This is a genomic window from Amycolatopsis sp. BJA-103, assembly GCF_002849735.1.
Taxonomy (GTDB): domain Bacteria; phylum Actinomycetota; class Actinomycetes; order Mycobacteriales; family Pseudonocardiaceae; genus Amycolatopsis.
Genome location: NZ_CP017780.1, coordinates 8,578,368 through 8,600,837, shown reverse-complemented (window position 1 = coordinate 8,600,837; position 22,470 = coordinate 8,578,368). Strand labels below are relative to the sequence as shown.

Genomic DNA, 22,470 nt, shown 5'->3' with positions numbered 1-22,470 from the left:
GCGACACTGCCGGGTTCGACCGAGAGACGGTACCTAACGGCTGCTTAGCCGCCATAGGAAAGGCACGCTACGTAACACAAACGTTTACTCATGAGTCGTAAGCGCGACGGAGGGAGTACTTACGGTGATCATTGCTGGCAGTACTCGGCCCCCTGGCCGCGTGAAGGCCCGAAGATCGTCACGCACCGTTCAGGGCCATCCGGCGGGTGACCTGTGACGACCGTCGCGTCCACAGTGGACGAACTGGTGAGTTACGCGGTCCCCGTCACTCGATCGTGCGATGGCCTCGATGTCTGGTCCATCACACAGACGAACCCGGAGGTGAGCCCACCGTGAGGAGCGGGTCTAGCATCCCTTTTATCCACGCTCGATGACCATGATCTCGGCACCGTCGCCGGAGCCGTCCCCAGGTGGGCGACCCGGCGGCAGGCGCGGAAACCAGCGGTCAGCGGGCCCAAGCCATGACGTTGGAGGCCGTTCACCGATGTCCACCACGGCTAGCACCGCCTCTGAGGCGGCCGCGAGCGATCGGGCGGGTGCCTCACGCCGGCAGGGGACCTTCTACCGGGGCGACCCCGGTATGTGGTCCTGGGTGCTGCACCGCATCACCGGCGTGCTGACATTCTTCTTCCTCTTCGTGCACGTCCTCGACACCGCGCTCGTGCGCGTGTCGCCGGACACGTACAACGAGGTCATCGAGACCTACAAAACCCCGCTGGTCAACCTCCTCGAGGTCGGCCTGGTCGGCGCGGTGCTGTTCCACGCGCTCAACGGCATCCGGGTCATGCTGGTCGACTTCTGGGAGAAGGGACCGAAGTTCCAGAAGCCGATGCTCTGGACCATCCTGGCCATCTGGGTCGTGGTGATGATTCCCGGTGCCTTCTTCATGATGAAGCGCACCGTCGAGGTTATGTTCGGGGGGCACTGACCATGGCTGAACTCGCACTCGAGCGCCCGCGCGCACCGAAGCGCGCCGCCGCCCGCCGCAGCAATTTCGAGCTCTACAGCTGGCTGTTCATGCGCATCTCGGGCCTCGCCCTGATCGTGCTGGTGCTCGGCCACCTGTTCATCATGAACATCCTCGACGGCGGCGTGCACCGCATCAACTGGGGCTTCGTCGCCGGCCGCTGGGCTTCGCCGTTCTGGCAGTTCTGGGACCTGTCGATGCTGTGGCTCGCCGAAATCCACGGCGGCAACGGGCTGCGCACGATCATCGACGACTACGCCCGCAAGGACAGCACCCGGTTCTGGCTGAAGATCGTGCTCTACGTCTCGATGGTGCTCATCCTGGCCGTCGGCACGATGGTGATCTTCACCTTCGACCCAGGTATCTCGGCCAACTGACGCCCACCACACGTTAAGCGGAGTCCTCAATGCAGTTCCACAAGTACGACGTGGTGATCGTCGGCGCCGGAGGCGCCGGCATGCGCGCGGCCATCGAGTCCGGCCAGCGCACGCGCACCGCGGTCCTCACCAAGCTCTACCCGACGCGTTCGCACACCGGCGCCGCGCAGGGCGGCATGTGCGCCGCGCTGGCGAACGTCGAAGAGGACAACTGGGAGTGGCACACCTTCGACACGATCAAGGGCGGCGACTACCTGGTCGACCAGGACGCCGCCGAGATCATGGCGAAGGAAGCCATCGACGCGGTCCTCGACCTCGAGAAGATGGGCCTGCCGTTCAACCGGACGCCCGAGGGCAAGATCGACCAGCGCCGCTTCGGCGGGCACACCCGTGACCACGGCAAGGCCGCGGTGCGCCGCGCCTGCTACGCCGCGGACCGCACCGGGCACATGATCCTGCAGACGCTGTACCAAAACTGCGTCAAGCACGGCACGGAGTTCTACAACGAGTTCTACGTGCTCGACCTGGTGCTGACCCCGGACGAGAACGGCAACCCGGTCGCCTCCGGCGTCGTCGCCTACGAGCTGGCCACCGGCGAGCTGCACGTCTTCCAGGCGAAGTCGATCGTGTTCGCCACCGGCGGCGCGGGCAAGATCTTCAAGACGACGTCGAACGCGCACACCCTCACCGGTGACGGCCTCGGCATCATCTTCCGCAAGGGCCTGCCGCTGGAGGACATGGAGTTCTTCCAGTTCCACCCGACAGGTCTCGCCGGGCTCGGCATCCTCATCTCCGAGGCCGTGCGCGGTGAAGGCGGCATCCTCCGCAACGCCGACGGCGAGCGGTTCATGGAGCGCTACGCCCCGACGATCAAGGACCTCGCGCCGCGCGACATCGTCGCCCGGTCGATGGTGCAGGAAGTGCTGCAGGGCCGCGGTTGCGGTCCGAACAAGGACTACGTCGTCCTCGACGTCACGCACATCCCGGAAGAGACGCTGAACGCGAAGCTCCCGGACATCATGGAGTTCTCCCGGACGTACCTGGGCGTCGACCCGGTGACCGAGCCGGTGCCGGTGTTCCCGACCTGTCACTACGTGATGGGCGGAATCCCGACGAACATCCACGGCGAAGCGTTGCGGGACAACGAGAACGTCATCCCCGGCCTGTACGCCGCGGGTGAGGTGGCGTGCGTGTCCGTGCACGGCTCGAACCGCCTCGGCACCAACTCGCTGCTCGACATCAACGTCTTCGGGCGTCGCGCGGGCATCGCGGCCGCCGAGTACGCGCTGGCACACGACTTCGTCGAACTGCCGGAGAACCCGACCACCATCGTCGAAGACCAGCTCTCGGGCCTGCTTTCGGAGCACGGTGACGAGCGCGTCGCCGACATCCGCACCGAACTGCAGCGGACGATGGACTCGCACGCTTCCGTGTACCGCACCGAGGACACGCTGAAGCAGGCGCTGACCGACGTGCAGGCACTGAAGGACCGGTACGAGCGGATCACTGTGTCGGACAAGGGGAAGCGGTACAACACCGACGTCCTCGAAGCCGTCGAACTGGGCTTCCTGCTCGAACTCGCCGAGGTTCTCGTCGTCGGCGCCCTGGCGCGCAAGGAGTCCCGCGGCGGTCACGCGCGCGAGGACTACCCGAACCGCGACGACACGAACTTCATGCGGCACACCATGGCCTACAAGCAGGGTTCTGGTCTTGCCTCCGATATCCGACTGGACTACAAGCCGGTGACCTTCACCCGCTACGAACCGATGGAGCGGAAGTACTGATGACCACGGCCACCCCCGAGAAGTCGGAGGCCGTGTCCTCCGACCACACGCCGATCACCGTCACGCTGAAGATCCTGCGGTTCAACCCCGAGATCGACAACGAGCCGCACTGGGAGTCCTACGACGTCCCGGCGCAGCGCACCGACAGGCTGCTGAACCTGCTCTTCTACGTGAAGGACTACATCGACGGGACGTTCTCGTTCCGCCGGTCGTGCGCGCACGGCGTCTGTGGTTCCGACGCGATGCAGATCAACGGCATCAACCGCTTGGCGTGCAAGGTCCTGATGAAGGACCTGCTGGAGACCAACGGCAAGAAGACCACCATCACCATCGCGCCGATCAAGGGCCTGACGACGCTCAAGGACCTTTACGTCGACATGGACCCGTTCTTCGAGGCGTACCGTGCGGTGAAGCCGTACCTGATCGCCTACGGGAACGAGCCCACGCGCGAGCGGATCCAGTCGCAGGCCGACCGCGACCGGTTCGACGACACGACCAAGTGCATCCTGTGCGCCTGCTGCACTTCCTCGTGCCCGGTGTACTGGAACGACGGCTCGTACTTCGGCCCGGCCGCGATCGTCAACGCGCACCGGTTCATCTTCGACTCGCGTGACGAAGGCGCCGAAGAGCGGCTCGACATCCTGAACGACTCCGAAGGCGTTTGGCGCTGCCGGACGACGTTCAACTGCACCGACGCGTGCCCGCGTGGCATCCAGGTGACGAAGGCGATCCAGGAAGTCAAGCGCGCGCTGCTCTTCAAGCGCGTCTAACGCTTGGCTCCAAGTACATGAAGGCCCCCTTCCTTGCGTTAGGCGCAAGGAAGGGGGCCTTCATGTACTTGGCAGGGAGTTATCCACAACAGGGCAGTTATCCACAGGTCGACAAATCAGCTCTGGTGAAGTGCTCGGTCCCGCACTCATGCTGGCCTTATGTCCAAAAGGGGGAGATGGGCTCAGCATCCCGAACTGCTGCTGGAGAGAAGTCGCAACGGTGTCGTCCGGGCAGCCGACTTGGAATGCCTGGAGATGAGCAGCAGGACGATCTACACCCGATGCCTGCCCGGCGGCCCATGGCAGCGCTTGTTGCCGGGCATAATTTTGCTGCACAGCAATGAACCGACGACCGAGCAACTCGTGACGGCCGGCCTCCTGCACGGCGGAGCGGACACGGTGGTCACCGGGACCGAAGCCTGTGTGCGGCACGGCCTGCGTCGGGCTGCGATGCCTTCGGATCCGGGCCTGCATCTGCTCATCCCGCATGAGCGGAAGGTCCGCAGTACCGGCTTCGTGACGATGGAACGCACGATCCGGATGCCGGCTCCGGTCCTTCGCCATGGCGTGCCACTCGCGCCTTTGATCCGGGCCACCACCGACACGGCACGCCGGCTCAAGCACTCGGAGCAGGTCGACGCGCTCTTGATCGAAGCGATTCAAAACGGCGGATGCCATCCGAAGGCTCTGCTGCGCGAACTCGACCATGGCACACAACGAGGAACCGCGGTGCCGAGACGCATGCTGACCGGCTGGGTGGACATCCGCTCCATGGCGGAATCGCGGGCCAAATTGCTCGCCCAAGGTCTTCCCTCGCCACCGAGTCATTGGAACGCGGCGATCTACGACAGCACTGGTCGCTACCTCGGGCGTCCCGACGCTCTGTGGGAGGACATAGGTCTCGTTTGGGAAATCGACTCGTTCGAGTTCCATTTCCGCAAGGCGGACTACGCACGAACCATCGAGCGAAACACACGGTATGCCGCGGCAGGCCTCGTCGTCGTGCAGACTCTGCCCTCGCGTCTGCGAGACGACCCGGAGGGAGTTCTCTCCGACCTCAACGCCGCACACGGTGTGGCGACGGCCCGGCCCCGACCAGACATTCACCTGTCCACTGCCGCCTGAAGTACATGAAGGCCCCCTTCCTTGCGCCTAACGCAAGGAAGGGGGCCTTCATGTACTTCAATCCAGCCAGAAACCCCTACTCCAGCACGCGTGCCGGTGCGGGTGCGAGTGCGGAGGAGTCGGCGGTACCGGGCAGCCGGTCGAAGGCCTCCGGATCGATGTACTCGACAGCGCCCGTGCTCACGTCCCGCAGCATGTTGTACAGCCCCGCCATCACCGCGCGCGTGAAGTGCTCCCGGTGCTGTTGCCCGAGCGTCTGCGTCTGGCCGCGCACCTCGAACAGCACCGTCCCCGTCCCGTTCAAGGCGAACGAACACCGCGCCTGCCCCGGCAGATCGCGATCCGGCGCATGCGGATAGCGCGCCCCGACGAACCCGCGCGACGTCATCCCGTTGAATCCGCTGATCGCCAGTTGCCGCGATTCGTCCTTTGTGTACACATCGCGGTACTTCGCGTATTTCTGGCCGGGCTCGAAGAACTTGTCGGGCAGCGGCGGGTAGTCGATGCCGACGTCGAGGAACCGGTTGCTGCCTTCCTGCCGGACGCACGCGCCTTGATGGTGCAGATCGACATACACGTCAGGCACCTTCCCTCGCCGCGCGGTCAACTCGACGTACACCGAACGCAGCGCCCGCGCCTCGGGCGTGATGAACCAGCCCGGCTCGTCCGGCGCACCGGGGAAGTCCTCCGCGCGCGGGACGTAGTTCAGGTCCGGGTTGAAGTCGCGGTTGACGTCGAACCCGGGACGCTTCCGGTAGTCGTCACCCTGGAGGACGTCGCTGAGGTAGTTCCAGGCGGGCGGCCGGTCCTTGAGTTGCGGGAACCGCTGCTGGACCTCGGTCCACGACAGGTCGTTGCCGCGCCGGTCGAGTTCGGCGCCGTCCGGGTTCAGTTTCGGCACCGCGACGAACGTGATGGTCTTCCGCAGCCGCTCGGCGTCCCGCGATTCCGACGTGCCGAGGTAGTCGAGGATGCGCAGCAGCGCGTCGGTGCCGGTCTTCTCGTTCCCGTGGATCTCGCTGGAGACCACGAAGACCTTCGGCCCGGTCCCGACGCTCGCCTGGTGGATCACCCGCCCGCGAGTGGAGCGCCCGACCTCCTTGACCGCCACCCGCCCCTTGCTCACGCGCTCGAGCCTGCCGAGTTCCCGCACCATCTCGCGATAGTCGGTGAACTCGTTGATGGGCAGCTCCCGCGGTTCCTCACTGCAAGCCTGGGCGGGCGCCGCCACCGCGGCGGGCACGCTGACGAGCGGGAGCACCGCCAGGCCCACCATCACGGGAACCAACCGACCGAACACCGACATCGTGAACTCCCCACTGTCGAAGGTGTTCACAACGTAGCGAGGACGCAGTCGAAAGGGCCAGGGAAACGAAACGGGGCCGGCCCACGAACGTGGACCGGCCCCGTGACAGCCGAACTACTTCACCGCGTCCAGAGCGTTGACGCGGCCGTGGCCGTAGTACGAGTTGTCCTTCGCCGGGCCTTCACAGACCGGCGCGGCGGTGCCGCAAGCGATCGTGTCGGCCTGGTGCTCCAGCAGCCACCTCAGCGCGACGGGCGGAGCGTGGCGGTAGCGGGACGCGAGCAGCGCGGCGACACCGGCGGCGTGCGGGGACGCCATCGAGGTGCCGCACTTGGTGCCGTAGGCGCCGTTGAAGATCGTCGACAGCGGGCAACCGGCACCCTGGCCGGTGGGCGGCAGCTGGGCGCGGTCGCCACCGGGAGCGGTGACCGAAACGTCGTTGCCGTAGTTGCTGTACGACGACTTCGAGCCCGCGTAGCCGATGGCCGAGACGTTGACGACACCGTCGATGGCCTTCGGCAGGATGCCGCAGCTCTTGTCGACCGGGTGCGGCCGGTTCGGGTCCACGGTCTGCTTGTCCGGGTCGAAGCCGCTGTTGCCGGCGGCGGCGACGTTCAGGACACCACGGCCGGTCGAGTAGGTCACCGCGCGGCGGACGGCCTCGAACGCGGCCGCGTCGCCCGGCTCCTTCGAGCAGTAGAACATGCCCGGGTCGATGTAGTAGCTGTTGTTCGTCACCGGGAAGCGGTGCTTCGCGGCCCACATGAACCCGCAGACGGCGGCTTCGGGGAGGATCAGGCCGTCGTCGTTCACGACCTTCACCGAGGCCAGCTTGACGCCGGGCGCGATGCCGGTGAAGCCGCGCGCGGTGTCCTTGCCCGCGATCGTGCCCGCGACGTGCGTGCCGTGGTCGGAGGTCGTCGGCGCCCAGGCGGCGGGCGTGGTGTCGGGGGCGCCCGTGTTGCAGCCCGCGGACGTCTTCGGGTCCAGGGCCGCCTTCAGCGCGGGGTGGGTGGGCTCGATGCCCGAGTCCAGCACGCCGACGGTCACCGAGCGGCTGCCACCGGAGACCTTGTTGGCCTCGGGAGCCTGGATCGCCCGCATGTCCCACTGCTGCGCCGACAGGTCCTCTTCGGCGGCGACACTGGTGGTCTCTTCGTTCTCCTTGGTGTCGACCACGGCGGAGCGGGTCGACCTGGCCGAGGCCGCCGGCGGGAACGCCACGTCACGGCCGCCCGAGTAGGCGCGGAAAACGCCGATCTTCGCCTGGAAGTCGGCGTTGCGCGAGGTCGCCACCGCGACCCCGATCTCCGGGTAGTACGCCACCTTCTCGCCACACTTGGCGCGCAGCTCGGTGTCGACCTTGCGCTCCGGGGTACGCGGGTTGTAGAGCACCACGTAGTTGAACGGCGCGCTCGCGGTGTCGCACTGCGGTGCGGGCGCGGCACTCGCCGACGGGGCCGCGAAGACACTTCCCGCCGCCGCCGCGACGAGCGCGGGGACGAGCAGGCGTCTGATCCGGGACATTCCACCTCCATGATTCGGTGAGGTGAACGTTAGGGAGCCGACGCCGGGCCCACCACCGTCAAAAGGACGACAAACCCGATCAGGCGTCAGCCTTTTCCGCGTCCCGTGACTTGGCGCCACGAAGCGTGCGCAGACCGATCAAACCGATGATGGTGCCGAGCACGAACGAGACGACCGTCAACACCGCGTGCACGATGAAGTACGCGGTGGGCGAGCCATCGGCGGCCCAGGCGCGGTCGCTGTCCCAGAGGTTCTTGGCGAACGTGATCCAGATGATCCACGACCACACGCCGAAACCCAGCAGGAACATCGAAGTACCTCGCGAAATGCGCATGCCCCTGAGTATGAACCGGGCCCGGCGACGCTACATTGCTCGGGTGCACAGCGCTATCTCCCGGTCGCTCATGGTCCTCGTTTCCGGTGTGCTCGCCCTCGCGGTGACGCCGGTGGCCACAGCCGCGCCGAAGCCACCAGCCCAGGCGCAGCCGTGCGCGAACAAGACGACGCCTCCCGCGCCCATCGACACCTCCGAGAAGCCGCGCCCCGGCGAGGTCGTGCCGGAGCCGTTGCCGGTTCCGCCGGTCCCGGTGGGTGGCGACCGGATGGCCGAATGCGGGCTCGTGCTCCCGAAGCGCGCGCTGAACCCGCCCGAGGGATCCACCGCCGCGTCCTGGGTGCTGCAGGACCTCGAAACCGGCGACATCATCGCGGCGAAGGATCCGCACGCCCGGCAGCGGCCGGCGTCGCTGATCAAAACCCTGCTCGGGCTGGTCGTGGTCACCGAACTTCCGCCGAACAAGGTCATCACCCCGACCAAGGAGGACGCCGAGCAGGAGTGCACCTGTGTCGGCATCGCCGCCGGCGGTCAGTACACAGTGGACCAACTGCTGCACGGGCTGCTGATGCATTCCGGCAACGACGCGGCGCACGCGCTCTCCACCGTGCTCGGCGGTGTCGACGCCACCCTCGCGAAGATGAACGCGTTGGCGCTCCGCATCGGTGCCACGGACACGCGGGCCGCGACGCCGTCCGGGCTCGACGGCCCCGGCATGTCGACCTCGGCCTACGACATGAGCCTGATCTTCCACCACGCGATGAAACAGCCGGAATTCGCGAAGGTGGTCAAGACCAAGAGCTTCGAAATCCCGCCCACCGCGGGAAAGCCGGTCATCACGGTCTACAACGACAACAAGCTCCTCGGCGTTTATCCCGGATTCCTCGGCGGAAAGACCGGTTTCACCGACGACTCGCGCCACACCTACGTCGGCGGCGCTCTCCAGAACGGCCACCGGGTCGCGGTCGTGATGCTCCGCGCCGAGCAGCGTCCGACGCGGGTCACCGAACAGGCCGCGAAACTTCTCGACTACGGCATCGCGCTGCGCGAGGCCAAAGCCGAATCGGTCGGGCGGATCGACTACAAACCGGCGGAAGCCGTGAACCCGGAAGTGGCCAAACCCGCTCCGAACGGTGACGGCACGTCGAACAGCGGCGCCGCCGCCGCGGCGGAAGACCCGTTCGGAGTGACGGGCTGGATCATCACCCTGGTCGTCTTCCTGATCATCGTGGCTTCGTTCGTCATCGGTCACCAGCGCAAAAAGGCGTTGTCCGGGAACTGAACGGCCCGGAACGTGAAATCGGCGGACAGCGACGGCTCCGGCCGCTAACCTTTCGGTCTCCACCTGCGAGCCGTTCGGGGGACGGCCATGGGTGTCCCCGATTTCACGTACTCATTTCCGAGGTGTTTTCTCCATGCAGAGACTCGCGTTCCTGTTCATCCTGCTCGGTTTCGGCTCGGTCGCGCTGACCTACACCGACCGTCAGTTCGTCCTGCTGATGTGGGCCGAGGACTACCAGCCGGTGCTCGGCATCGTCGTCGGCGTTCTCGGCATCGCCCTGCTCGTCGCGGGCCTCGTCCGCAAGAACAAGGCAGCGCAGGCCGAGCCGGCGCCCGTCGCCCAGCAGGTTCCGCAGCAGCCCGGCCAGTAGCCGGTCAGGACTTCCGGCGGCCGAGCCAGCCCAAAAGCGCTCCGGTCGCGAAAGCCCCGCCGACGGCACCGAGCCCCGGCCCCTGCTGGACGGTCACCCTCGGGTGAATGGACACGGGGGCCGGCGGCTCGATGACCGTCGACATGTTCTCCTTCGCCGTCGCCGTCCACGCGGTGACGAACAGCAGGAACCGCGAAACCAGGTTCGCGAAAACCAGCAGGCCGATCACCGGGCCGAACAAGGTGAACGCCGGTGACTTCGTGACGCTGCCGAGGTAGAGGGTCGCGCCCTGCTGGAGCACGATGAACCCCACGGCGGCGAAGATCGCGCCCTTGACCGCGCTGCGCAGCGCGACGTGCTCGCGCGGAAGCCTCGCGATGACCCACAGGAACACCAGCGTGTTCGCGAGCAGACCGAGCAGGATCGTCGCGACCTTCAGCAGGAACACGGCCCAACCCTGGTCCTGCAGGCCGACCAGTTCGAGCAGGAACCGCCCGATGCCGCTGCCCGCCGCGGTGAGACCGAACGAGACCACCAGCGCGACACCGAGCCCGACCAGCGACAGAAGATCCTTGATCGTCGTCGAAACCAGCGGCAGCTGCTTCTTTTCCTGACCCCATTGGGCGGTCAGCGCGTCACGCAGGTTCGTCATCCAGCCGACGCCGGAGTACAGCGCGAGCACCAGACCGAAGATCCCGATGCCGCCGCCGGACTTCAGCGCCGCGCCGACGATGCCGCCGACCAGATCGCGCAGACCGTCGGGCACCGATTTGTTGATGCCGTCGGTGATCTGGTTGAGCACCGTCTGATCGCCGGCGACCACGAGCCCGATGACCGCGAAGGCGACCATCAGGATCGGGATCACCGAAAGCACGCTGAAGTAGGTGATGGCCGCGGCATAGTGGTTGCCGTAGCGCTCGGTGAAGGCGTCGTTCGCCCGGATGAGGTGATCGAGCCAGCCGTACTTCCGCCTCAAGCGCGGTAGCAGCTTGTCCTCGTCCGGCTTCGCGCCGTCATCTTTCGCCACCTGTTGACGCTAACCACGCCCACCGCGGCGCGCAGCGCGAATCAGCCTGCCGGGGGAAGGAAACCGATGTTCTCGTAGACGTTCCGCAAAGTCACCGACGCGACTTCCCGTGCCCGCTGTGCTCCGAGGGCCAGCGCCTTGTCGAGCTCGGCGACGTCGTCCATGTAGGACTGGACGCGTTCCTGGACCGGAGTGACCCAGTCGACGAACGCCTCGGCGACGCCCTTCTTCAGGTCGCCGTAGCCCTTGCCCTCGAAGGCGGTTTCGAGTTCGGCGACCGGCTGTTCGGTCAGCGCGGAGAGGATCGTCAGCAGGTTGGAGACGCCCGGCTTGTTCTCGGTGTCGAAGACGATCTCGCGGCCGGTGTCGGTGACCGCCGAGCGGACCTTCTTCGCCGACTTCTTCGGGTCTTCGAGCAGCTCGATGAGGCCGTTGCCGGTCGACGAGGACTTGCTCATCTTCGCGGTCGGCTCCTGCAGGTCGTAGATCTTCGCCGTGTCCTTGACGATATGCGGCTCCGGCACGGTGAACGTCTTGCCGTAGCGGTTGTTGAACCGCTGCGCGAGGTTGCGCGTCAGCTCCAGGTGCTGCCGCTGGTCCTCGCCGACGGGGACCTCGTTCGCCTGGTACAGCAGGATGTCCGCGGCCTGCAGGACCGGGTAGGTGAACAGGCCGACGCTGGCGCGATCCGTGCCCTGTTTCGCGGCCTTGTCCTTGAACTGCGTCATCCGGCTCGCCTCGCCGAACCCGGTCTGGCACTCCAGCACCCAGCTCAGCTGGGCGTGCTCGGGCACCTGGCTCTGGACGAACAGCGCGCTGCGGGCCGGATCGACGCCGAGCGCGAGCAGCTGCGCGGCCGAGCGGCGCGTGCGGTCCCGCAGCACCTTCGGGTCCTGCTCGACGGTGATCGCGTGCAGGTCGACGACCATGTAGAAGGTGTCGTGGGTGTCCTGCAGCCGCACCCATTGCCGCAGCGCACCCAGGTAGTTGCCCAGGTGGAACGAGTCGGCGGTCGGCTGGATCCCGGAGAGCACCCGCGGGCGCTTCAGTTCGTCGGACACGCCCGGATTCTCTCAGGCCACGCCGCGGCGGGTCATCCGGCCTCGCCCCGGCCGAAAGGTCTAAACGGTTAAACGCCACATACTTCCGACGGTTCTGGGCGCGGTGTCCGATTCCTAGCGTTCATGGCACCGGATCTTCCGGCCACACCGAAGGAGAACCCAGATGAAGGCACGATCCCTGCTGATGGGCTTGGCCATCGCGGCTGCGGCCGTGTTCACCCTCCCCGGCGTCGCGACGGCGGCCGAGCCCACCGGCGGCGTCCAGCCGAACATCGTCGGCGGCGGCAACGCGACGCAGGTCTATTCGTTCATGGTGTCCCAGCAGTCGAGCGGCGGCGGGCATCAGTGTGGTGGGTCATTGATCAGCTCGACCTGGGTGGTCACCGCGAAGCACTGCGGAACGCCGTACCAGGTGCGGGTCGGAACCACGAACCGCACCAGCGGCGGCACCGTGGCCCGCGTGGCCCAGCGGATCGCCCACCCGAGCGCCGACCTGGCGCTGCTGCGTCTCTCGACGGCGGTTTCGCAGGCGCCGGTCACGATCGCTGACGCGTCCGGGGCCGTCGGCACCGCGACGCGGATCATCGGCTGGGGCCAGACCTGCGCCCCGCAGGGCGGCTGTGGTGCCCCGGTCACCCTGCAGCAGCTGGACACCTCGATCGTCGCCGACAACCGTTGTCTCGGGATCAGCGGCGCGAGCGAGATCTGCACCAACAACCCCGGCGGGAACAAGGGCGCCTGCTACGGCGACTCTGGCGGCCCGCAGGTGAAGCAGGTCAACGGTGTCTGGCAGCTGGTCGGCGCCACGAGCCGCGCCGGGAACAACAGCAGCACCTGCGCGACCGGGCCGTCGATCTACGTGGACGTCCCCTACTTCCGCAGCTGGATCCGCACCAACTCCGGAGTCTGACCCGGCCCCCGCGTCGCCCCACCGCCCCCTGGGGCGACGCGGTCCCAGCCGGTTCAGCAAAGAACCGTGCGGAAGTTCGAAAAGCCGCTCCAGCAGCGCGACCGCCTTCAGGGAGTCGCACCGCTCGGGGCGGCTTCTTCCTGTCCGCCAGTAGCTCAGGGTCGCGACACTGACCTTGACGCCCTGCTGGGCGAGCCGGTGCCGGATCCGGTCGAGTCCAAGGCCGCTGTCGGTGATCGCCCGGTCCAAGGCACGCGGAAAGGGGTCACCGGGCCGGCTGCGACGCCGCGTCACCGTCATGCACCCGAGCGTGGCGATCAGCGAGCGCCTAAACAATCCGGGCCGGACTAGGTGCCCCTACTCAACAAATCCAACGCGTCGCCTTTAGCGGGCTAAACGCGATCTACCGGGCTCCGCGCCGACCTGCGTTTAGCGGGTTAAACGCGATCCGGGAGCCGGTGGCGCACCCGCGGGCGGACTCGCCTTTAGCGGGCTAAACGCGATCCGCAAACGAGAAGAAGCAGGTCAGGGACGCTGCGGGCGGGCGAGGGCATCGCGCTCGGCGAGGACGGCCTCGGCCATCGCGGCGACACCCGGGCCGGTGGGCTGGACGGGAACGGGGGCGGCATTGGCCGCGGCGCGAGCCTTCCGGCGCTGCCGGAACACCCCGAACGCCATGCCGACGATGCCGAGCGCGACGGCGATCAGGCCGACCGGGCCCAAGAGACCGAACGCCATCTCCGAGCGCGACGTCGACTCAGCGGCCGACGCTGGCACAGCGCCCGCGACGAGCAGCGCGGCCGGGACCGCGATGACCGCCGCCACCCTGGCCGAGGCCAGGGCCGACCGCATCAGGAGATGAACTGGGTTCCGCACCGGAGTGCCTCCCGTGACGTGACTTTGCTGAACCGGAACGCTAACCCGAAAGAGTGAGCATTTCCAGGTTGCTGGTCAAAAAACTACCGAGCGTGTCAAGACCTGTGGGTTCTGATCAACTCGGGGCACGAGACTAGCCCCTCACAGGGGGGATCTTTCGAGCACCCCTCGTCTCAGAGTTGCCATGCCCCGAAACGGTTTCTGACAAAACCGGACAGGGTTAGGCCGTTCGGATGTCGCCACAGGGCCGAACAGGGACTATCCGACTTTCATCGGTTGGTTTCTTGTCCGCAATGGTCTATACCTGTTGGCCATACCCCTTAAAAGGTATAGACCAATCTCCCTGCATGGTCCCCTCGTACGAAGGAGCCACCGATGTCTCTTCGACGCATTCTCGCGGCGGTCGCCGCCACCTTCGCCGCCACCACGGTCGCCGTGGTCGTCCCGGCCCAGTCCGCCTCCGCCGCGGACTGCGTGGCACCGTGGAACGCGAGCTCGGTCTACTGGGGTGGCAACACCGCCTCCCACAACGGGCACAACTGGTCCGCGAAGTGGTGGACGCAGAACGAAACCCCAGGTACGGCGCAGGTATGGGCCGATCAGGGCACCTGTGGCGGCGGCGGGCAGCACCCGTCCGGTTTCGTGGTCAGCGAAGCCCAGTTCAACCAGATGTTCCCGAGCCGGAACTCCTTCTACACCTACAACGGCCTGGTCACCGCCCTCAGCGCGTACCCGGCCTTCGCGGGCACCGGCAGCGATACCGTCAAGAAGCAGGAGGCGGCGGCCTTCCTGGCGAACGTCAGCCACGAGACCGGCGGCCTGGTCCACGTCGTCGAGCAGAACCAGGCCAACTACCCGCACTACTGCGACACGAGCCAGTCCTACGGCTGCCCGGCGGGCAACGCCGCGTACTACGGCCGCGGCCCGATCCAGCTGAGCTGGAACTTCAACTACAAGGCCGCCGGCGACGCGCTGGGCCTGCCGCTGTTGACCAACCCGTGGCTGGTGCAGAACGACGCGGCGGTCGCCTGGAAGACCGGCATCTGGTACTGGATGACGCAGAACGGACCCGGCACGATGACCCCGCACGACGCGATGGTCAACAGCCGCGGCTTCGGCGAGACCATCCGCAGCATCAACGGGAGCCTCGAGTGCAACGGCGGTAACCCCGGCCAGGTCCAGAGTCGCGTGAGCAAGTACCAGCAGTTCACCGGGATCCTCGGCGTCAACCCCGGTGGCAACCTGTCCTGCTGACCCACCCGAAGAGCTGAAGGGGCCCTTCACCGCATGCGATGCGGCGAAGGGCCCCTTCGTCACTCAAGGGAGTTCAGCAGCCGCCGCAACGAGGCATCCAGGACGTCGAGATCCTCGCCCAGCGGCGAAAGCAGCTTCGCGACGTTCGCGGTGTGCTCGGTCATCGCGGCGTCGACGACCTCGAACCCGCGCTCGGTCAGCGTGACCCGGAAACTGCGCCGGTCCTCGGGGTCGAGCGCGCGCTCGACCAGCCCCGCCGACTCGAGCCGGTCGATCCGGCTGGTCATCCCGGCCCTGGACATCATCAGCGTCGCGGACAGCTCGGACGGGATGAGCGTGTACGGCTTCCCCGACCGCCTGAGCGCCGCGAGCACGTCGAACTCCCCCTGCTTCAAGCCGTGTTTCGCGAACACGGCCTCCACCATCGGCGTGGTCAGCAGTACCGCGCGGCCGAGCCGCCCGGCGACCCCGATCGCGGTCAAGTCCAGTTCCGGTCGCTCGCGCCGCCAGGCGCCGACCACCGCGTCGATCGCGTCGGCGTTTCGCTCTTCGTTCACGGGCGCAGTCTATTCGACGGGAGATAGTTTGACAGCGAACTATCAGCAGTGGAACTATCCAGGGATGACTCAGCGCATCGAAACCCGCGAACCCGTCCTCGTCCGCGCCGGCGAAGCCGAGACCGTCGGCGCGGCCCCCACACTCGTCACGCTGCTCGCCGACGTCTCGACCACAGGCGGAGTGATGAGCAGTGCGAGAACACAACTAGGCGTCGGCGCAGATGGAGCGGCGCCGCACTACCACACCGGCTCGTCCGAGATGTTCTTCATGCTCGGCGGAAAGCTGGAAGTCCTTGTGGGAGAAGAGATCGTCACTGTTTCCGAGGGCGACATGCTCGTCGTCCCACCGCTGACCACGCACGCTTTCCGCGCGGCTGTGGACTCCTCGGCGGACGTGCTGATCGTGTTCGTCCCCGGCGTGGAACGGTTCGACTACTTCCGGCTTCTGGAGAAGGTCGGACACGGCGAGGCGACCGTCCAAGATCTCTTGGACAGCCAGGAAAAATTCGACAACCACTTCACCGAGAGTCCAGTGTGGACGGAAAGCGCGAAGGCCCGTCAGTAGCCGCGCGGCGGGTATCCCGGCGGCGGTCCGTACGGCCCGGGCGGCGGATACTGCTGCGGTGGATACCCGGGCTGCGGGTACTGCGGTTGCGGATAGTGGGGCGGCGGGTACTGCGGCTGTGGGTACTGGGGCGGCGGATATCCGGGCTGGTACGGCTGCTGGCCGTACTGCGGCGGAGGCGGATATTGCTGCGGGTGACCGGGATTCTGCGGTGGATACGGCTGCTGCGGATACTGGGGCTGCTGCGGAGGTGGCGCGGCGGGCTGCCCGCCACCGAGGTGGAACGGCAGCACCGAAACCAGCTGCGCGAGCCTGCCCAGCGTCGCGAGCACCTCATCCGGTTTGGTCCGGCCGAACGTCGGATTCTCGACATAGACCAGTTCCGCCCCCACCAGCGACCACGTGTGCAGCTTCGACGACCGCATCAGGCCGGCGACCTGCGGCGTGAGCACCTGGACCGCGACATTCGGATCCGTGTCGATCAGCTTGTACCAGCGGTTGAACTTCCGGTCCGCCGTGGCGGGCTCGGGGTACTGCTCGACGTCCCAAGCGGATTCGATACTCGACACGATCTGGAAGTTCGGCATCGGCGCGGGCAGGGTGATCACCCAGACCGAGTCGATCGAGAGCGTGTCGAGTTCGTTGACCTTCTTGTTCGTCCACCGGGTGTGCACGCTCGTGACCGTCGGGCGGCGGTGGTAGTCGAAAACGTTGAACCGCAGCCCTTGGTAGGCACCGCTCAGCGCGCCGAACGCGATCCGCTTGTCCCCGCGCTGGTTGAACGGCAGCACCGTCCAGCGTTCCAGGAGGTTCGGCGCGTCCGGGCTGAACTCCCACCCGTACTGACCGGACATCGCGTAGCGCTCGGCGTTCGTCGCCTCGATCCGCTTGGCTTCGTTCGTTTCCAACACAGCCCCCGATTTCTTCGTGTGTCAGCCGGAGCAGGCCGCCGTCACGAGGGGGCGGTGCATCGTTCGGACCTACGCATCCTGCAACCGCCGCAGAACGTCGATCAAGCCAGGAAGCCTCTCAGTGAGTACCTGCCACACCAAGGCGTCGTCAACCGTCGCGTATCCATGGATGAGGATATTGCGAAATGCGACGATACGCCCGAGGTCGGGCACTTGCGCCGCAAGACCGCTATCCAACTTGGACAGCTGGTTCAGCGCCTCACCGATGATCTCGAACTGACGCTCAACCGCCGAGCGCAGCATGGCGTTCGATCGATAGCTGTCGAAGTCCTCGCCCTCGCTGAACTCTCTCAGCAGTTCCGCTGCCCTGGATGCGTCCCAAAGGTAAGCGCGAGCGTCACGCCGCATAGAGAAGCTCCCGGGTCTCCAGTACCTGTTGCTTGAAGTAAGGATTGCGGATGCTGGTCACACTGACGAGGTCGACCGGCCGGTCCAATATCCGCTCGAGGCCTTCCTTCAGATCGAAATACGTACCGAAGTAGTCGAACCCCGGCCCCGCGTCGAACTCGACGAGCACGTCGACATCGCTTGACACCGAGTCGAACCTGTCACTCACGGCGGAGCCGAACAAATCGAGGCGGCTCACCGAGTGTGTCCGGCAAAGCTCCTCGATTTCGCGCTTCTTGAGTTCGATCGACTCGTGCACGACCTCCACCTCCTGAGCCTGATTGTGCCTGACCTGATCTCTCAGGTCACGGCGAACGCTCAGTCCCTGTAGGTCGCGGTCACCGGCGCGTGATCCGACCAGCGCTGGTCGTAGGACTCGGCGCGCTCGACCACGACGGAGGTGCACCGCTCGGCGAGGCCGGGGGTGGCGATCTGGCAGTCGATGCGCCAGCCCGAGTCGTTGTCGAACGCCTTCCCGCGGTACGACCACCAGGTGTACGGGCCGGGGCCTTCCGGATCGAGTTTGCGCTGCACGTCGACGTAACCGGCCTCGGTGAACACGCGGCCGAGCCACTCCCGCTCCTCCGGCAGGAAGCCCGAGCTCTTCTGGTTCCCTCGCCAGTTCTTCAGGTCGATGTTCTCGTAGGCGATGTTCCAGTCACCAACGACGACCACCTCACGGCCGCCGGCCGCCGCCTTGGCGCGCAGGTCGACGAGATACGGCAGGAACGCCGCCATGAAGCGTTCCTTCTCGTCCTGGCGCGGAGTACCGACATCGCCGCTGGGCAGGTACAGGCTCGCGACCACGACGTTCGGCAGGTGGATCTCGGCGTAGCGGCCGCTGTCCTCGAATTCGGGCTCGCCGAAACCGATGCGGACCTCGTCCGGCTCGGCCCGGCTGAAGAGCATGACGCCGTTGCGCCCCTTCTGCGCCGAGGGCGCGTGCACCACGTGCCAGCCTTCGGGCGCGGCGGCACCGGCCGGGAGCTCCTTGAGCTCGGCCCGGACCTCCTGGCAGGCGACGACGTCGGCCTTGGTGGAGCCGAGCCACTCGATGAAGCCCTTTTTCGCGGCGGCGCGGAGGCCGTTGACATTCACAGTGGAGACGGTCAGCACCCTCCGCACGCTACTCGGAGGGTCCGACAGATTCGTCAGGGGTTGAGCCGCGCGGAGAGATCCCGTTCGTAGCGGTCCGAGATCTTCCGCAGCGACGGGCCCATGGTGAACTCCAGCAACCGCAGGAATCCGTGCGTCTCGATGACGACGTCGCAGATCACCTCGGTCCCGGTGCCGGTGCTCTTGAGATGCCAGGCGCCCGACACGGTGACCGGGCCCGGATCCAGCGTGCGGAACGCGACCTCGGCAGGCTTGTCGGCGCGGGTCAACTCGACTTCGCTGTCGATTTCCTTGCCTCGCGGTTTCACCCGCTGGTGGTACTTCGCCCCCGGCGCGCCGCCCTCTCCGGACGCGAGCGAGCACGACACGACGTCGAAGCGCCATTCCGGCTGGTTGGTGAAGTCGGCGAGATAGGCGTAGACCTCGTCGATCGGCTTCGGGGTGACGACCCGGCTCTGGACCTGCTTCATGACGGACCTCCGGTCACGAAGTCGCCGGAAAGCGCGCGCCGTTACCGCGCGGGTTCTGCGAGACTGCGCGCATGAGCGAGCTGACCGTGCTGGGCAGCTGCGGCGCTTGGCCGGAACCCGGCCGGGCCTGCGCCGGATTCCTCCTGGTCCACGAGGGTTTCAAGATCGTGCTCGACCTCGGCTACGGCGCCGCGTCGCGGCTGTTCGAACACTGCCCGGGCGGGCGGGTCGACGCGGTGGTGGTCACGCACGAACACCCTGATCACTGTGCCGATGTGAGCGCGCTCGGCCGTGCCCGCGCCTACGGGCTGCCGGGCGAGCCGAGGATCCCGCTGCATTGCACGCCGGGGACGGTCCGGCGGCTCGAAGCGCTGGAGCCGCGGCCGCATCCGACGACGATTTTCGACGTGTCCGGCCTCGGCCCGCCGCGAGAGGTCGGGCCGTTCCGGATGACGACGTTCCTGCTGCCGCACCATGTGCCGAACTACGGGGTCCGACTGACCGCGCCCGGGCTCACCGTCGCGTACACGGGCGACAGCGGGCCCAGCCCGGTCCTGGCGGAGCTCGCGCGCGACGCCGACCTGCTCATCGCCGACGCCACGCTGCAGGGCCCGTCTCCCGACGAGACGCCGCGGCTGGTGTCGACGGCGGGCGAGGCCGGGTACTGGGCCGAACGCGGGGGTGCCCGGCGGCTGCTGCTGACCCACTTCTGGCCCGGTTCCGACCGCGAAGTCTCGGTGGCGGAGGCTCGGGAGGAGTTCAGCGGCGAGGTACTGGCGGCCGAGGAAGGCACCCACTTGCGTTTAGCGGGCTAAACGCGATCCCGCAGGTCAGCGCCCACTCGCGTTTAGCGGGCTAATCGCGACGCGTCTCGCCGGTCGCGTTTAGCGGGCTAAACGCGATCCGGCAGGTCAAGGGCCGCATTTGGAGCCTTCGACCGGGGGCGCGAACTGGGCGGAGACCCACTTGCCCTCGGCGATCTTGCGGAAGCCGTTCTCGACCACCGGCTGCGCGTCGATCTTCGCGTCCTTGACGTACTTGCCGACGATCTTCTGACCGCCGGGGGTGTCGCGCGCGTTGAGCACGTCGGCCGTCACCACGACCTGGCAACCGGTCGGGCTCGATGCGCTCGACTCCCTGTCTTGTCCCGAAATGGCGACGACGACGATCAGCGCCGCACCGGCGCCGAGGAACAAGACCGGTTTCGAGATGGCCATGATGGTCACTCCTCGAACAAGGGAATCGTTTTCTGCCTCGACCAGAGTGGCAGAAGCCGGGGCGGTCGCCCAGTTCCCTGATTGCCAACCACCCGGAGGCGCCAACCGGACGGCGTTCGCGCTACCCACCGTCACAACGCTGCCCCGGATACGTGAAGGCCCCCTCCCGTGAGGAAGGGGGCCTTCAGGTACTTACCGCGAAGCTCAGCCCTGGGCGATCTTCTTGGCCAGGTTGTCGTCCAGCGTCGCGAGGAACTCCTCGGTGGTCTGGAACGCCTGGTCCTTGCTGATCAGCAGCGCGAGGTCCTTGGTCATCTTGCCGCTCTCGACGGTCTCGACGACGACCTTCTCCAGCTTGTTCGCGAACCCGATCAGCTCCTGGTTCGAGTCCAGCTTGCCGCGGTGCTCGAGGCCCCGGGTCCACGCGTAGATGGACGCGATCGGGTTGGTCGAGGTCGGCTTGCCCTGCTGGTGCTGGCGGTAGTGCCGGGTCACCGTGCCGTGCGCGGCCTCGGCCTCGACGGTCCGGCCGTCCGGGGTGCGCAGCACCGACGTCATCAGGCCCAGCGAGCCGAAGCCCTGCGCGACCGTGTCGGACTGGACGTCACCGTCGTAGTTCTTGCAGGCCCAGACGTAGCCGCCTTCCCACTTCATCGCCGCGGCGACCATGTCGTCGATCAGGCGGTGCTCGTAGGAGATGCCCTTGGCGTCGAAGTCGGCCTTGAACTCGGCCTGGTAGATCTCCTCGAACACGTCCTTGAACATGCCGTCGTAGGCCTTCAGGATGGTGTTCTTGGTCGACATGTAGACCGGGTACTCACGGTCGAGGCCGTACTGCAGCGAGGCGCGCGCGAAGTCCTCGATGGACTTGCGGTAGTTGTACATCCCCATGGCGACGCCGCCGCCCTCGGGGAACTTCGCGACCTCGAACTCCATCGGCTCGGAGCCGTCGTCCGGGGTGTAGCTGATGGTCAGCGTGCCGGGACCGGGGACCTTGAAGTTGGTCGCCTTGTACTGGTCGCCGTGCGCGTGACGGCCGATGATGATCGGCTTGGTCCAGCCCGGCACCAGGCGCGGGATGTTCTGGATGACGATCGGCTCGCGGAAGATCACGCCGCCGAGGATGTTGCGGATCGTGCCGTTCGGCGAGAGCCACATCTTCTTCAGGCCGAACTCTTCGACTCGCGCCTCATCCGGCGTGATCGTGGCGCACTTGACGCCGACGCCGTGCTTCTTGATCGCGTTGGCCGAATCGATGGTGACCTGGTCGTCGGTGCGGTCCCGCTCCTCGATGCCCAGGTCGTAGTACTCCAGGTCCACGTCCAGGTACGGGTGGATCAGCCTGTCCTTGATGAACTGCCAAATGATGCGGGTCATCTCATCGCCGTCGAGCTCGACGACGGTGCCCTGGACCTTGATCTTGGCCATGAGCAGCGGTGCTCCTTCCGCGGATCTTCGCGTTCTTCTTAAGTCTCCGGTAGCGGTACAAGCGTACTGCTTAACCGCGCTGGATGGTTCCAGTAGTGGTGGGTATCAAGTCTCCACGAGGCCGATGTGGCCGACGTCACCCGGTCGGACGACGGCCATCCGGCCGTCACGGGACACCGGGGAACCGCGACATCATCGAACCGCACTCCTCAGCCGGCCACCGGAAAGGGCGGTCCCCATGTCCACCAACCCCTACGCGGTGCCACCGCACGAGCAGCCGCCCGCGCCGGAGCCGTACCTCCAGCCTAGGCAAAGCAGCCGCGCCGTGCCTCGCGTGATCAGCGCCCTCGGCGGGGTCCTGCTCACCCCGGTCGCGCTCGGGCTGGTGATCTACGGCGGCTCGCGGCTGCAGCGGATGTACGCGCAGGCCTACACCGTCGGCGAAGACCCGCTGGGCTTGATCCTGATGATCGTCGGCGGCCTTCTCCTGCTCGGCGTCGCGCTCCTCGGCGTGCTGTCCGGACTCGGGCCGGTGCTCGGCGGGTTGATCTGGGGCGTGGTGCCGGGGCTGACCACGCTCCTGGGCGGGCAGAGCGTCATGAGCACCATGTACGACATCGGCGGCCGCGAACTCGGCGTGGGCCTGGTGACCTGGCTGGTCATGGGTGCCCTGTTCGGGAGCGGCTTCCTCTTGGCGGGGGCAGGCCTGGTCGGCACCCTCACCCGGCGCCGCACGGATCGCGTTTAGCGGGCTAAACGCGATCCGCGGAGATCGAAGTGAACCGGGTG

General features: G+C 66.8%; 26 protein-coding genes. 12 read left to right on the top strand and 14 right to left on the bottom strand.

Going from position 1 to position 22,470, the window contains the following annotated elements; translation table 11 throughout:
- The first annotated feature begins 484 nt into the window (after positions 1-484).
- The 5 genes from sdhC (at position 485) to BKN51_RS38900 (ending at position 5,023) form a co-directional block, all read left to right on the top strand.
- Complete coding sequence (gene sdhC / locus BKN51_RS38920; RefSeq protein ID WP_101612306.1) at positions 485-928, top strand: succinate dehydrogenase, cytochrome b556 subunit; 444 nt, start codon at positions 485-487, stop codon at positions 926-928.
- 2 nt (positions 929-930) lie between these two features.
- Positions 931-1,344, top strand: a complete 414-nt coding sequence (locus BKN51_RS38915; RefSeq protein ID WP_005165555.1) for a succinate dehydrogenase hydrophobic membrane anchor subunit — start codon at positions 931-933, stop codon at positions 1,342-1,344.
- 29 nt (positions 1,345-1,373) lie between these two features.
- On the top strand, positions 1,374-3,128 hold the full coding sequence (gene sdhA, locus BKN51_RS38910; protein WP_101612305.1) for a succinate dehydrogenase flavoprotein subunit: 1,755 nt from the start codon (positions 1,374-1,376) through the stop codon (positions 3,126-3,128).
- Complete coding sequence (locus BKN51_RS38905; RefSeq protein ID WP_101612304.1) at positions 3,128-3,898, top strand: succinate dehydrogenase iron-sulfur subunit; 771 nt, start codon at positions 3,128-3,130, stop codon at positions 3,896-3,898. The genes sdhA and BKN51_RS38905 overlap by 1 nt, the downstream gene beginning before the upstream one ends.
- A gap of 159 nt (positions 3,899-4,057) precedes the next feature.
- A complete protein-coding gene (locus BKN51_RS38900) occupies positions 4,058-5,023 on the top strand; it encodes a hypothetical protein (protein ID WP_101612303.1) in 966 nt (321 codons plus the stop codon).
- Between the two features lie 76 nt (positions 5,024-5,099).
- On the opposite strand, the gene BKN51_RS38895 is transcribed toward BKN51_RS38900, so the two are convergent.
- The 3 genes from BKN51_RS38895 to BKN51_RS38885 form a co-directional block, all read right to left on the bottom strand.
- The gene (locus tag BKN51_RS38895) at positions 5,100-6,329 is read right to left on the bottom strand and encodes a M14 family zinc carboxypeptidase (protein ID WP_233223095.1); all 1,230 of its coding nucleotides are present in this window, start codon (positions 6,327-6,329) and stop codon (positions 5,100-5,102) included.
- 114 nt (positions 6,330-6,443) lie between these two features.
- Positions 6,444-7,856 carry a S8 family peptidase gene (locus BKN51_RS38890; RefSeq protein WP_101612301.1) on the bottom strand — a complete coding sequence of 471 codons (1,413 nt, stop codon included), beginning with the start codon at positions 7,854-7,856 and terminating at the stop codon, positions 6,444-6,446.
- Positions 7,857-7,935: 79 nt separating this feature from the next.
- The gene (locus BKN51_RS38885; protein WP_026467335.1) at positions 7,936-8,190 is read right to left on the bottom strand and encodes an SCO4848 family membrane protein; all 255 of its coding nucleotides are present in this window, start codon (positions 8,188-8,190) and stop codon (positions 7,936-7,938) included.
- Positions 8,191-8,233: 43 nt separating this feature from the next.
- On the opposite strand from BKN51_RS38885, the gene BKN51_RS38880 reads away from it, so the two are divergent.
- Together BKN51_RS38880 and BKN51_RS38875 are read left to right on the top strand one after the other, a co-directional pair.
- A complete protein-coding gene (locus tag BKN51_RS38880; protein WP_168214494.1) occupies positions 8,234-9,472 on the top strand; it encodes a D-alanyl-D-alanine carboxypeptidase family protein in 1,239 nt (412 codons plus the stop codon).
- A gap of 133 nt (positions 9,473-9,605) precedes the next feature.
- A complete protein-coding gene (locus tag BKN51_RS38875) occupies positions 9,606-9,842 on the top strand; it encodes a hypothetical protein (protein ID WP_101612299.1) in 237 nt (78 codons plus the stop codon).
- A 4-nt stretch (positions 9,843-9,846) separates the two neighbouring features.
- On the opposite strand, the gene BKN51_RS38870 is transcribed toward BKN51_RS38875, so the two are convergent.
- Positions 9,847-10,869 carry a YhjD/YihY/BrkB family envelope integrity protein gene (locus BKN51_RS38870; RefSeq protein ID WP_101612298.1) on the bottom strand — a complete coding sequence of 341 codons (1,023 nt, stop codon included), beginning with the start codon at positions 10,867-10,869 and terminating at the stop codon, positions 9,847-9,849.
- Positions 10,870-10,910: 41 nt separating this feature from the next.
- Entirely contained in the window at positions 10,911-11,930 is a 1,020-nt protein-coding gene (gene trpS, locus BKN51_RS38865) for a tryptophan--tRNA ligase (RefSeq protein ID WP_101612297.1), read from the bottom strand.
- Between the two features lie 163 nt (positions 11,931-12,093).
- Between trpS and BKN51_RS38860 the strand changes: the two genes are divergently transcribed.
- Positions 12,094-12,840 carry a S1 family peptidase gene (locus BKN51_RS38860; RefSeq protein WP_101612296.1) on the top strand — a complete coding sequence of 249 codons (747 nt, stop codon included), beginning with the start codon at positions 12,094-12,096 and terminating at the stop codon, positions 12,838-12,840.
- 525 nt (positions 12,841-13,365) lie between these two features.
- Here the strand turns inward: BKN51_RS38860 and BKN51_RS38850 are convergent.
- Positions 13,366-13,692 (bottom strand): hypothetical protein, encoded by a 327-nt coding sequence (locus BKN51_RS38850; protein ID WP_101612295.1) that lies wholly within the window; start codon positions 13,690-13,692, stop codon positions 13,366-13,368.
- A gap of 399 nt (positions 13,693-14,091) precedes the next feature.
- Between BKN51_RS38850 and BKN51_RS38845 the strand changes: the two genes are divergently transcribed.
- Positions 14,092-14,970: a glycoside hydrolase family 19 protein gene (locus tag BKN51_RS38845; protein ID WP_101612294.1), complete on the top strand. Its 879-nt coding sequence runs from the start codon at positions 14,092-14,094 to the stop codon at positions 14,968-14,970.
- Between the two features lie 59 nt (positions 14,971-15,029).
- Here the strand turns inward: BKN51_RS38845 and BKN51_RS38840 are convergent, their stop codons facing one another.
- Positions 15,030-15,527 carry a MarR family winged helix-turn-helix transcriptional regulator gene (locus tag BKN51_RS38840; RefSeq protein ID WP_101612293.1) on the bottom strand — a complete coding sequence of 166 codons (498 nt, stop codon included), beginning with the start codon at positions 15,525-15,527 and terminating at the stop codon, positions 15,030-15,032.
- A gap of 64 nt (positions 15,528-15,591) precedes the next feature.
- On the opposite strand from BKN51_RS38840, the gene BKN51_RS38835 reads away from it, so the two are divergent.
- On the top strand, positions 15,592-16,092 hold the full coding sequence (locus tag BKN51_RS38835) for a cupin domain-containing protein (RefSeq protein WP_101612292.1): 501 nt from the start codon (positions 15,592-15,594) through the stop codon (positions 16,090-16,092).
- On the opposite strand, the gene BKN51_RS38830 is transcribed toward BKN51_RS38835, so the two are convergent.
- The 5 genes from BKN51_RS38830 to BKN51_RS38810 form a co-directional block, all read right to left on the bottom strand.
- Positions 16,086-17,003 (bottom strand): hypothetical protein, encoded by a 918-nt coding sequence (locus BKN51_RS38830; RefSeq protein WP_233223094.1) that lies wholly within the window; start codon positions 17,001-17,003, stop codon positions 16,086-16,088. The two genes, BKN51_RS38835 and BKN51_RS38830, sit on opposite strands and share 7 nt — an antisense overlap.
- 69 nt (positions 17,004-17,072) lie before the next feature.
- The gene (locus BKN51_RS38825; protein WP_101612291.1) at positions 17,073-17,411 is read right to left on the bottom strand and encodes a HepT-like ribonuclease domain-containing protein; all 339 of its coding nucleotides are present in this window, start codon (positions 17,409-17,411) and stop codon (positions 17,073-17,075) included.
- The gene (locus tag BKN51_RS38820; protein ID WP_101613723.1) at positions 17,401-17,709 is read right to left on the bottom strand and encodes a nucleotidyltransferase family protein; all 309 of its coding nucleotides are present in this window, start codon (positions 17,707-17,709) and stop codon (positions 17,401-17,403) included. Before BKN51_RS38820 ends, BKN51_RS38825 begins: the two co-directional genes overlap by 11 nt.
- A 59-nt stretch (positions 17,710-17,768) precedes the next feature.
- A complete protein-coding gene (locus BKN51_RS38815) occupies positions 17,769-18,575 on the bottom strand; it encodes an exodeoxyribonuclease III (RefSeq protein WP_101612290.1) in 807 nt (268 codons plus the stop codon).
- A gap of 26 nt (positions 18,576-18,601) precedes the next feature.
- The gene (locus BKN51_RS38810) at positions 18,602-19,036 is read right to left on the bottom strand and encodes an SRPBCC family protein (protein WP_101612289.1); all 435 of its coding nucleotides are present in this window, start codon (positions 19,034-19,036) and stop codon (positions 18,602-18,604) included.
- A 71-nt stretch (positions 19,037-19,107) separates the two neighbouring features.
- Between BKN51_RS38810 and BKN51_RS38805 the strand changes: the two genes are divergently transcribed.
- Complete coding sequence (locus BKN51_RS38805) at positions 19,108-19,851, top strand: MBL fold metallo-hydrolase (RefSeq protein ID WP_101612288.1); 744 nt, start codon at positions 19,108-19,110, stop codon at positions 19,849-19,851.
- 96 nt (positions 19,852-19,947) lie between these two features.
- On the opposite strand, the gene BKN51_RS38800 is transcribed toward BKN51_RS38805, so the two are convergent.
- Positions 19,948-20,253 (bottom strand): hypothetical protein, encoded by a 306-nt coding sequence (locus tag BKN51_RS38800; protein WP_101613722.1) that lies wholly within the window; start codon positions 20,251-20,253, stop codon positions 19,948-19,950.
- 204 nt (positions 20,254-20,457) lie between these two features.
- Positions 20,458-21,681 (bottom strand): NADP-dependent isocitrate dehydrogenase, encoded by a 1,224-nt coding sequence (locus BKN51_RS38795; protein ID WP_101612287.1) that lies wholly within the window; start codon positions 21,679-21,681, stop codon positions 20,458-20,460.
- A 238-nt stretch (positions 21,682-21,919) separates the two neighbouring features.
- Between BKN51_RS38795 and BKN51_RS38790 the strand changes: the two genes are divergently transcribed.
- Complete coding sequence (locus tag BKN51_RS38790) at positions 21,920-22,429, top strand: hypothetical protein (protein ID WP_233223093.1); 510 nt, start codon at positions 21,920-21,922, stop codon at positions 22,427-22,429.
- Positions 22,430-22,470: the final 41 nt, after the last annotated feature.

Coding starts and splice junctions, on each gene's coding strand:
- sdhC (WP_101612306.1), top strand. CDS start 485: ATGTCCACCACGGCTAGCACCGCCTCTGAGGCGGCCGCGAGCGATCGG.
- BKN51_RS38915 (WP_005165555.1), top strand. CDS start 931: ATGGCTGAACTCGCACTCGAGCGCCCGCGCGCACCGAAGCGCGCCGCC.
- sdhA (WP_101612305.1), top strand. CDS start 1,374: ATGCAGTTCCACAAGTACGACGTGGTGATCGTCGGCGCCGGAGGCGCC.
- BKN51_RS38905 (WP_101612304.1), top strand. CDS start 3,128: ATGACCACGGCCACCCCCGAGAAGTCGGAGGCCGTGTCCTCCGACCAC.
- BKN51_RS38900 (WP_101612303.1), top strand. CDS start 4,058: ATGTCCAAAAGGGGGAGATGGGCTCAGCATCCCGAACTGCTGCTGGAG.
- BKN51_RS38895 (WP_233223095.1), bottom strand. CDS start 6,329: ATGTCGGTGTTCGGTCGGTTGGTTCCCGTGATGGTGGGCCTGGCGGTG.
- BKN51_RS38890 (WP_101612301.1), bottom strand. CDS start 7,856: ATGTCCCGGATCAGACGCCTGCTCGTCCCCGCGCTCGTCGCGGCGGCG.
- BKN51_RS38885 (WP_026467335.1), bottom strand. CDS start 8,190: ATGCGCATTTCGCGAGGTACTTCGATGTTCCTGCTGGGTTTCGGCGTG.
- BKN51_RS38875 (WP_101612299.1), top strand. CDS start 9,606: ATGCAGAGACTCGCGTTCCTGTTCATCCTGCTCGGTTTCGGCTCGGTC.
- BKN51_RS38860 (WP_101612296.1), top strand. CDS start 12,094: ATGAAGGCACGATCCCTGCTGATGGGCTTGGCCATCGCGGCTGCGGCC.
- BKN51_RS38850 (WP_101612295.1), bottom strand. CDS start 13,692: ATGCGGTCGGCCCTGGCCTCGGCCAGGGTGGCGGCGGTCATCGCGGTC.
- BKN51_RS38845 (WP_101612294.1), top strand. CDS start 14,092: ATGTCTCTTCGACGCATTCTCGCGGCGGTCGCCGCCACCTTCGCCGCC.
- BKN51_RS38835 (WP_101612292.1), top strand. CDS start 15,592: ATGACTCAGCGCATCGAAACCCGCGAACCCGTCCTCGTCCGCGCCGGC.
- BKN51_RS38825 (WP_101612291.1), bottom strand. CDS start 17,411: ATGCGGCGTGACGCTCGCGCTTACCTTTGGGACGCATCCAGGGCAGCG.
- BKN51_RS38810 (WP_101612289.1), bottom strand. CDS start 19,036: ATGAAGCAGGTCCAGAGCCGGGTCGTCACCCCGAAGCCGATCGACGAG.
- BKN51_RS38805 (WP_101612288.1), top strand. CDS start 19,108: ATGAGCGAGCTGACCGTGCTGGGCAGCTGCGGCGCTTGGCCGGAACCC.
- BKN51_RS38800 (WP_101613722.1), bottom strand. CDS start 20,253: ATGGCCATCTCGAAACCGGTCTTGTTCCTCGGCGCCGGTGCGGCGCTG.
- BKN51_RS38795 (WP_101612287.1), bottom strand. CDS start 21,681: ATGGCCAAGATCAAGGTCCAGGGCACCGTCGTCGAGCTCGACGGCGAT.
- BKN51_RS38790 (WP_233223093.1), top strand. CDS start 21,920: ATGTCCACCAACCCCTACGCGGTGCCACCGCACGAGCAGCCGCCCGCG.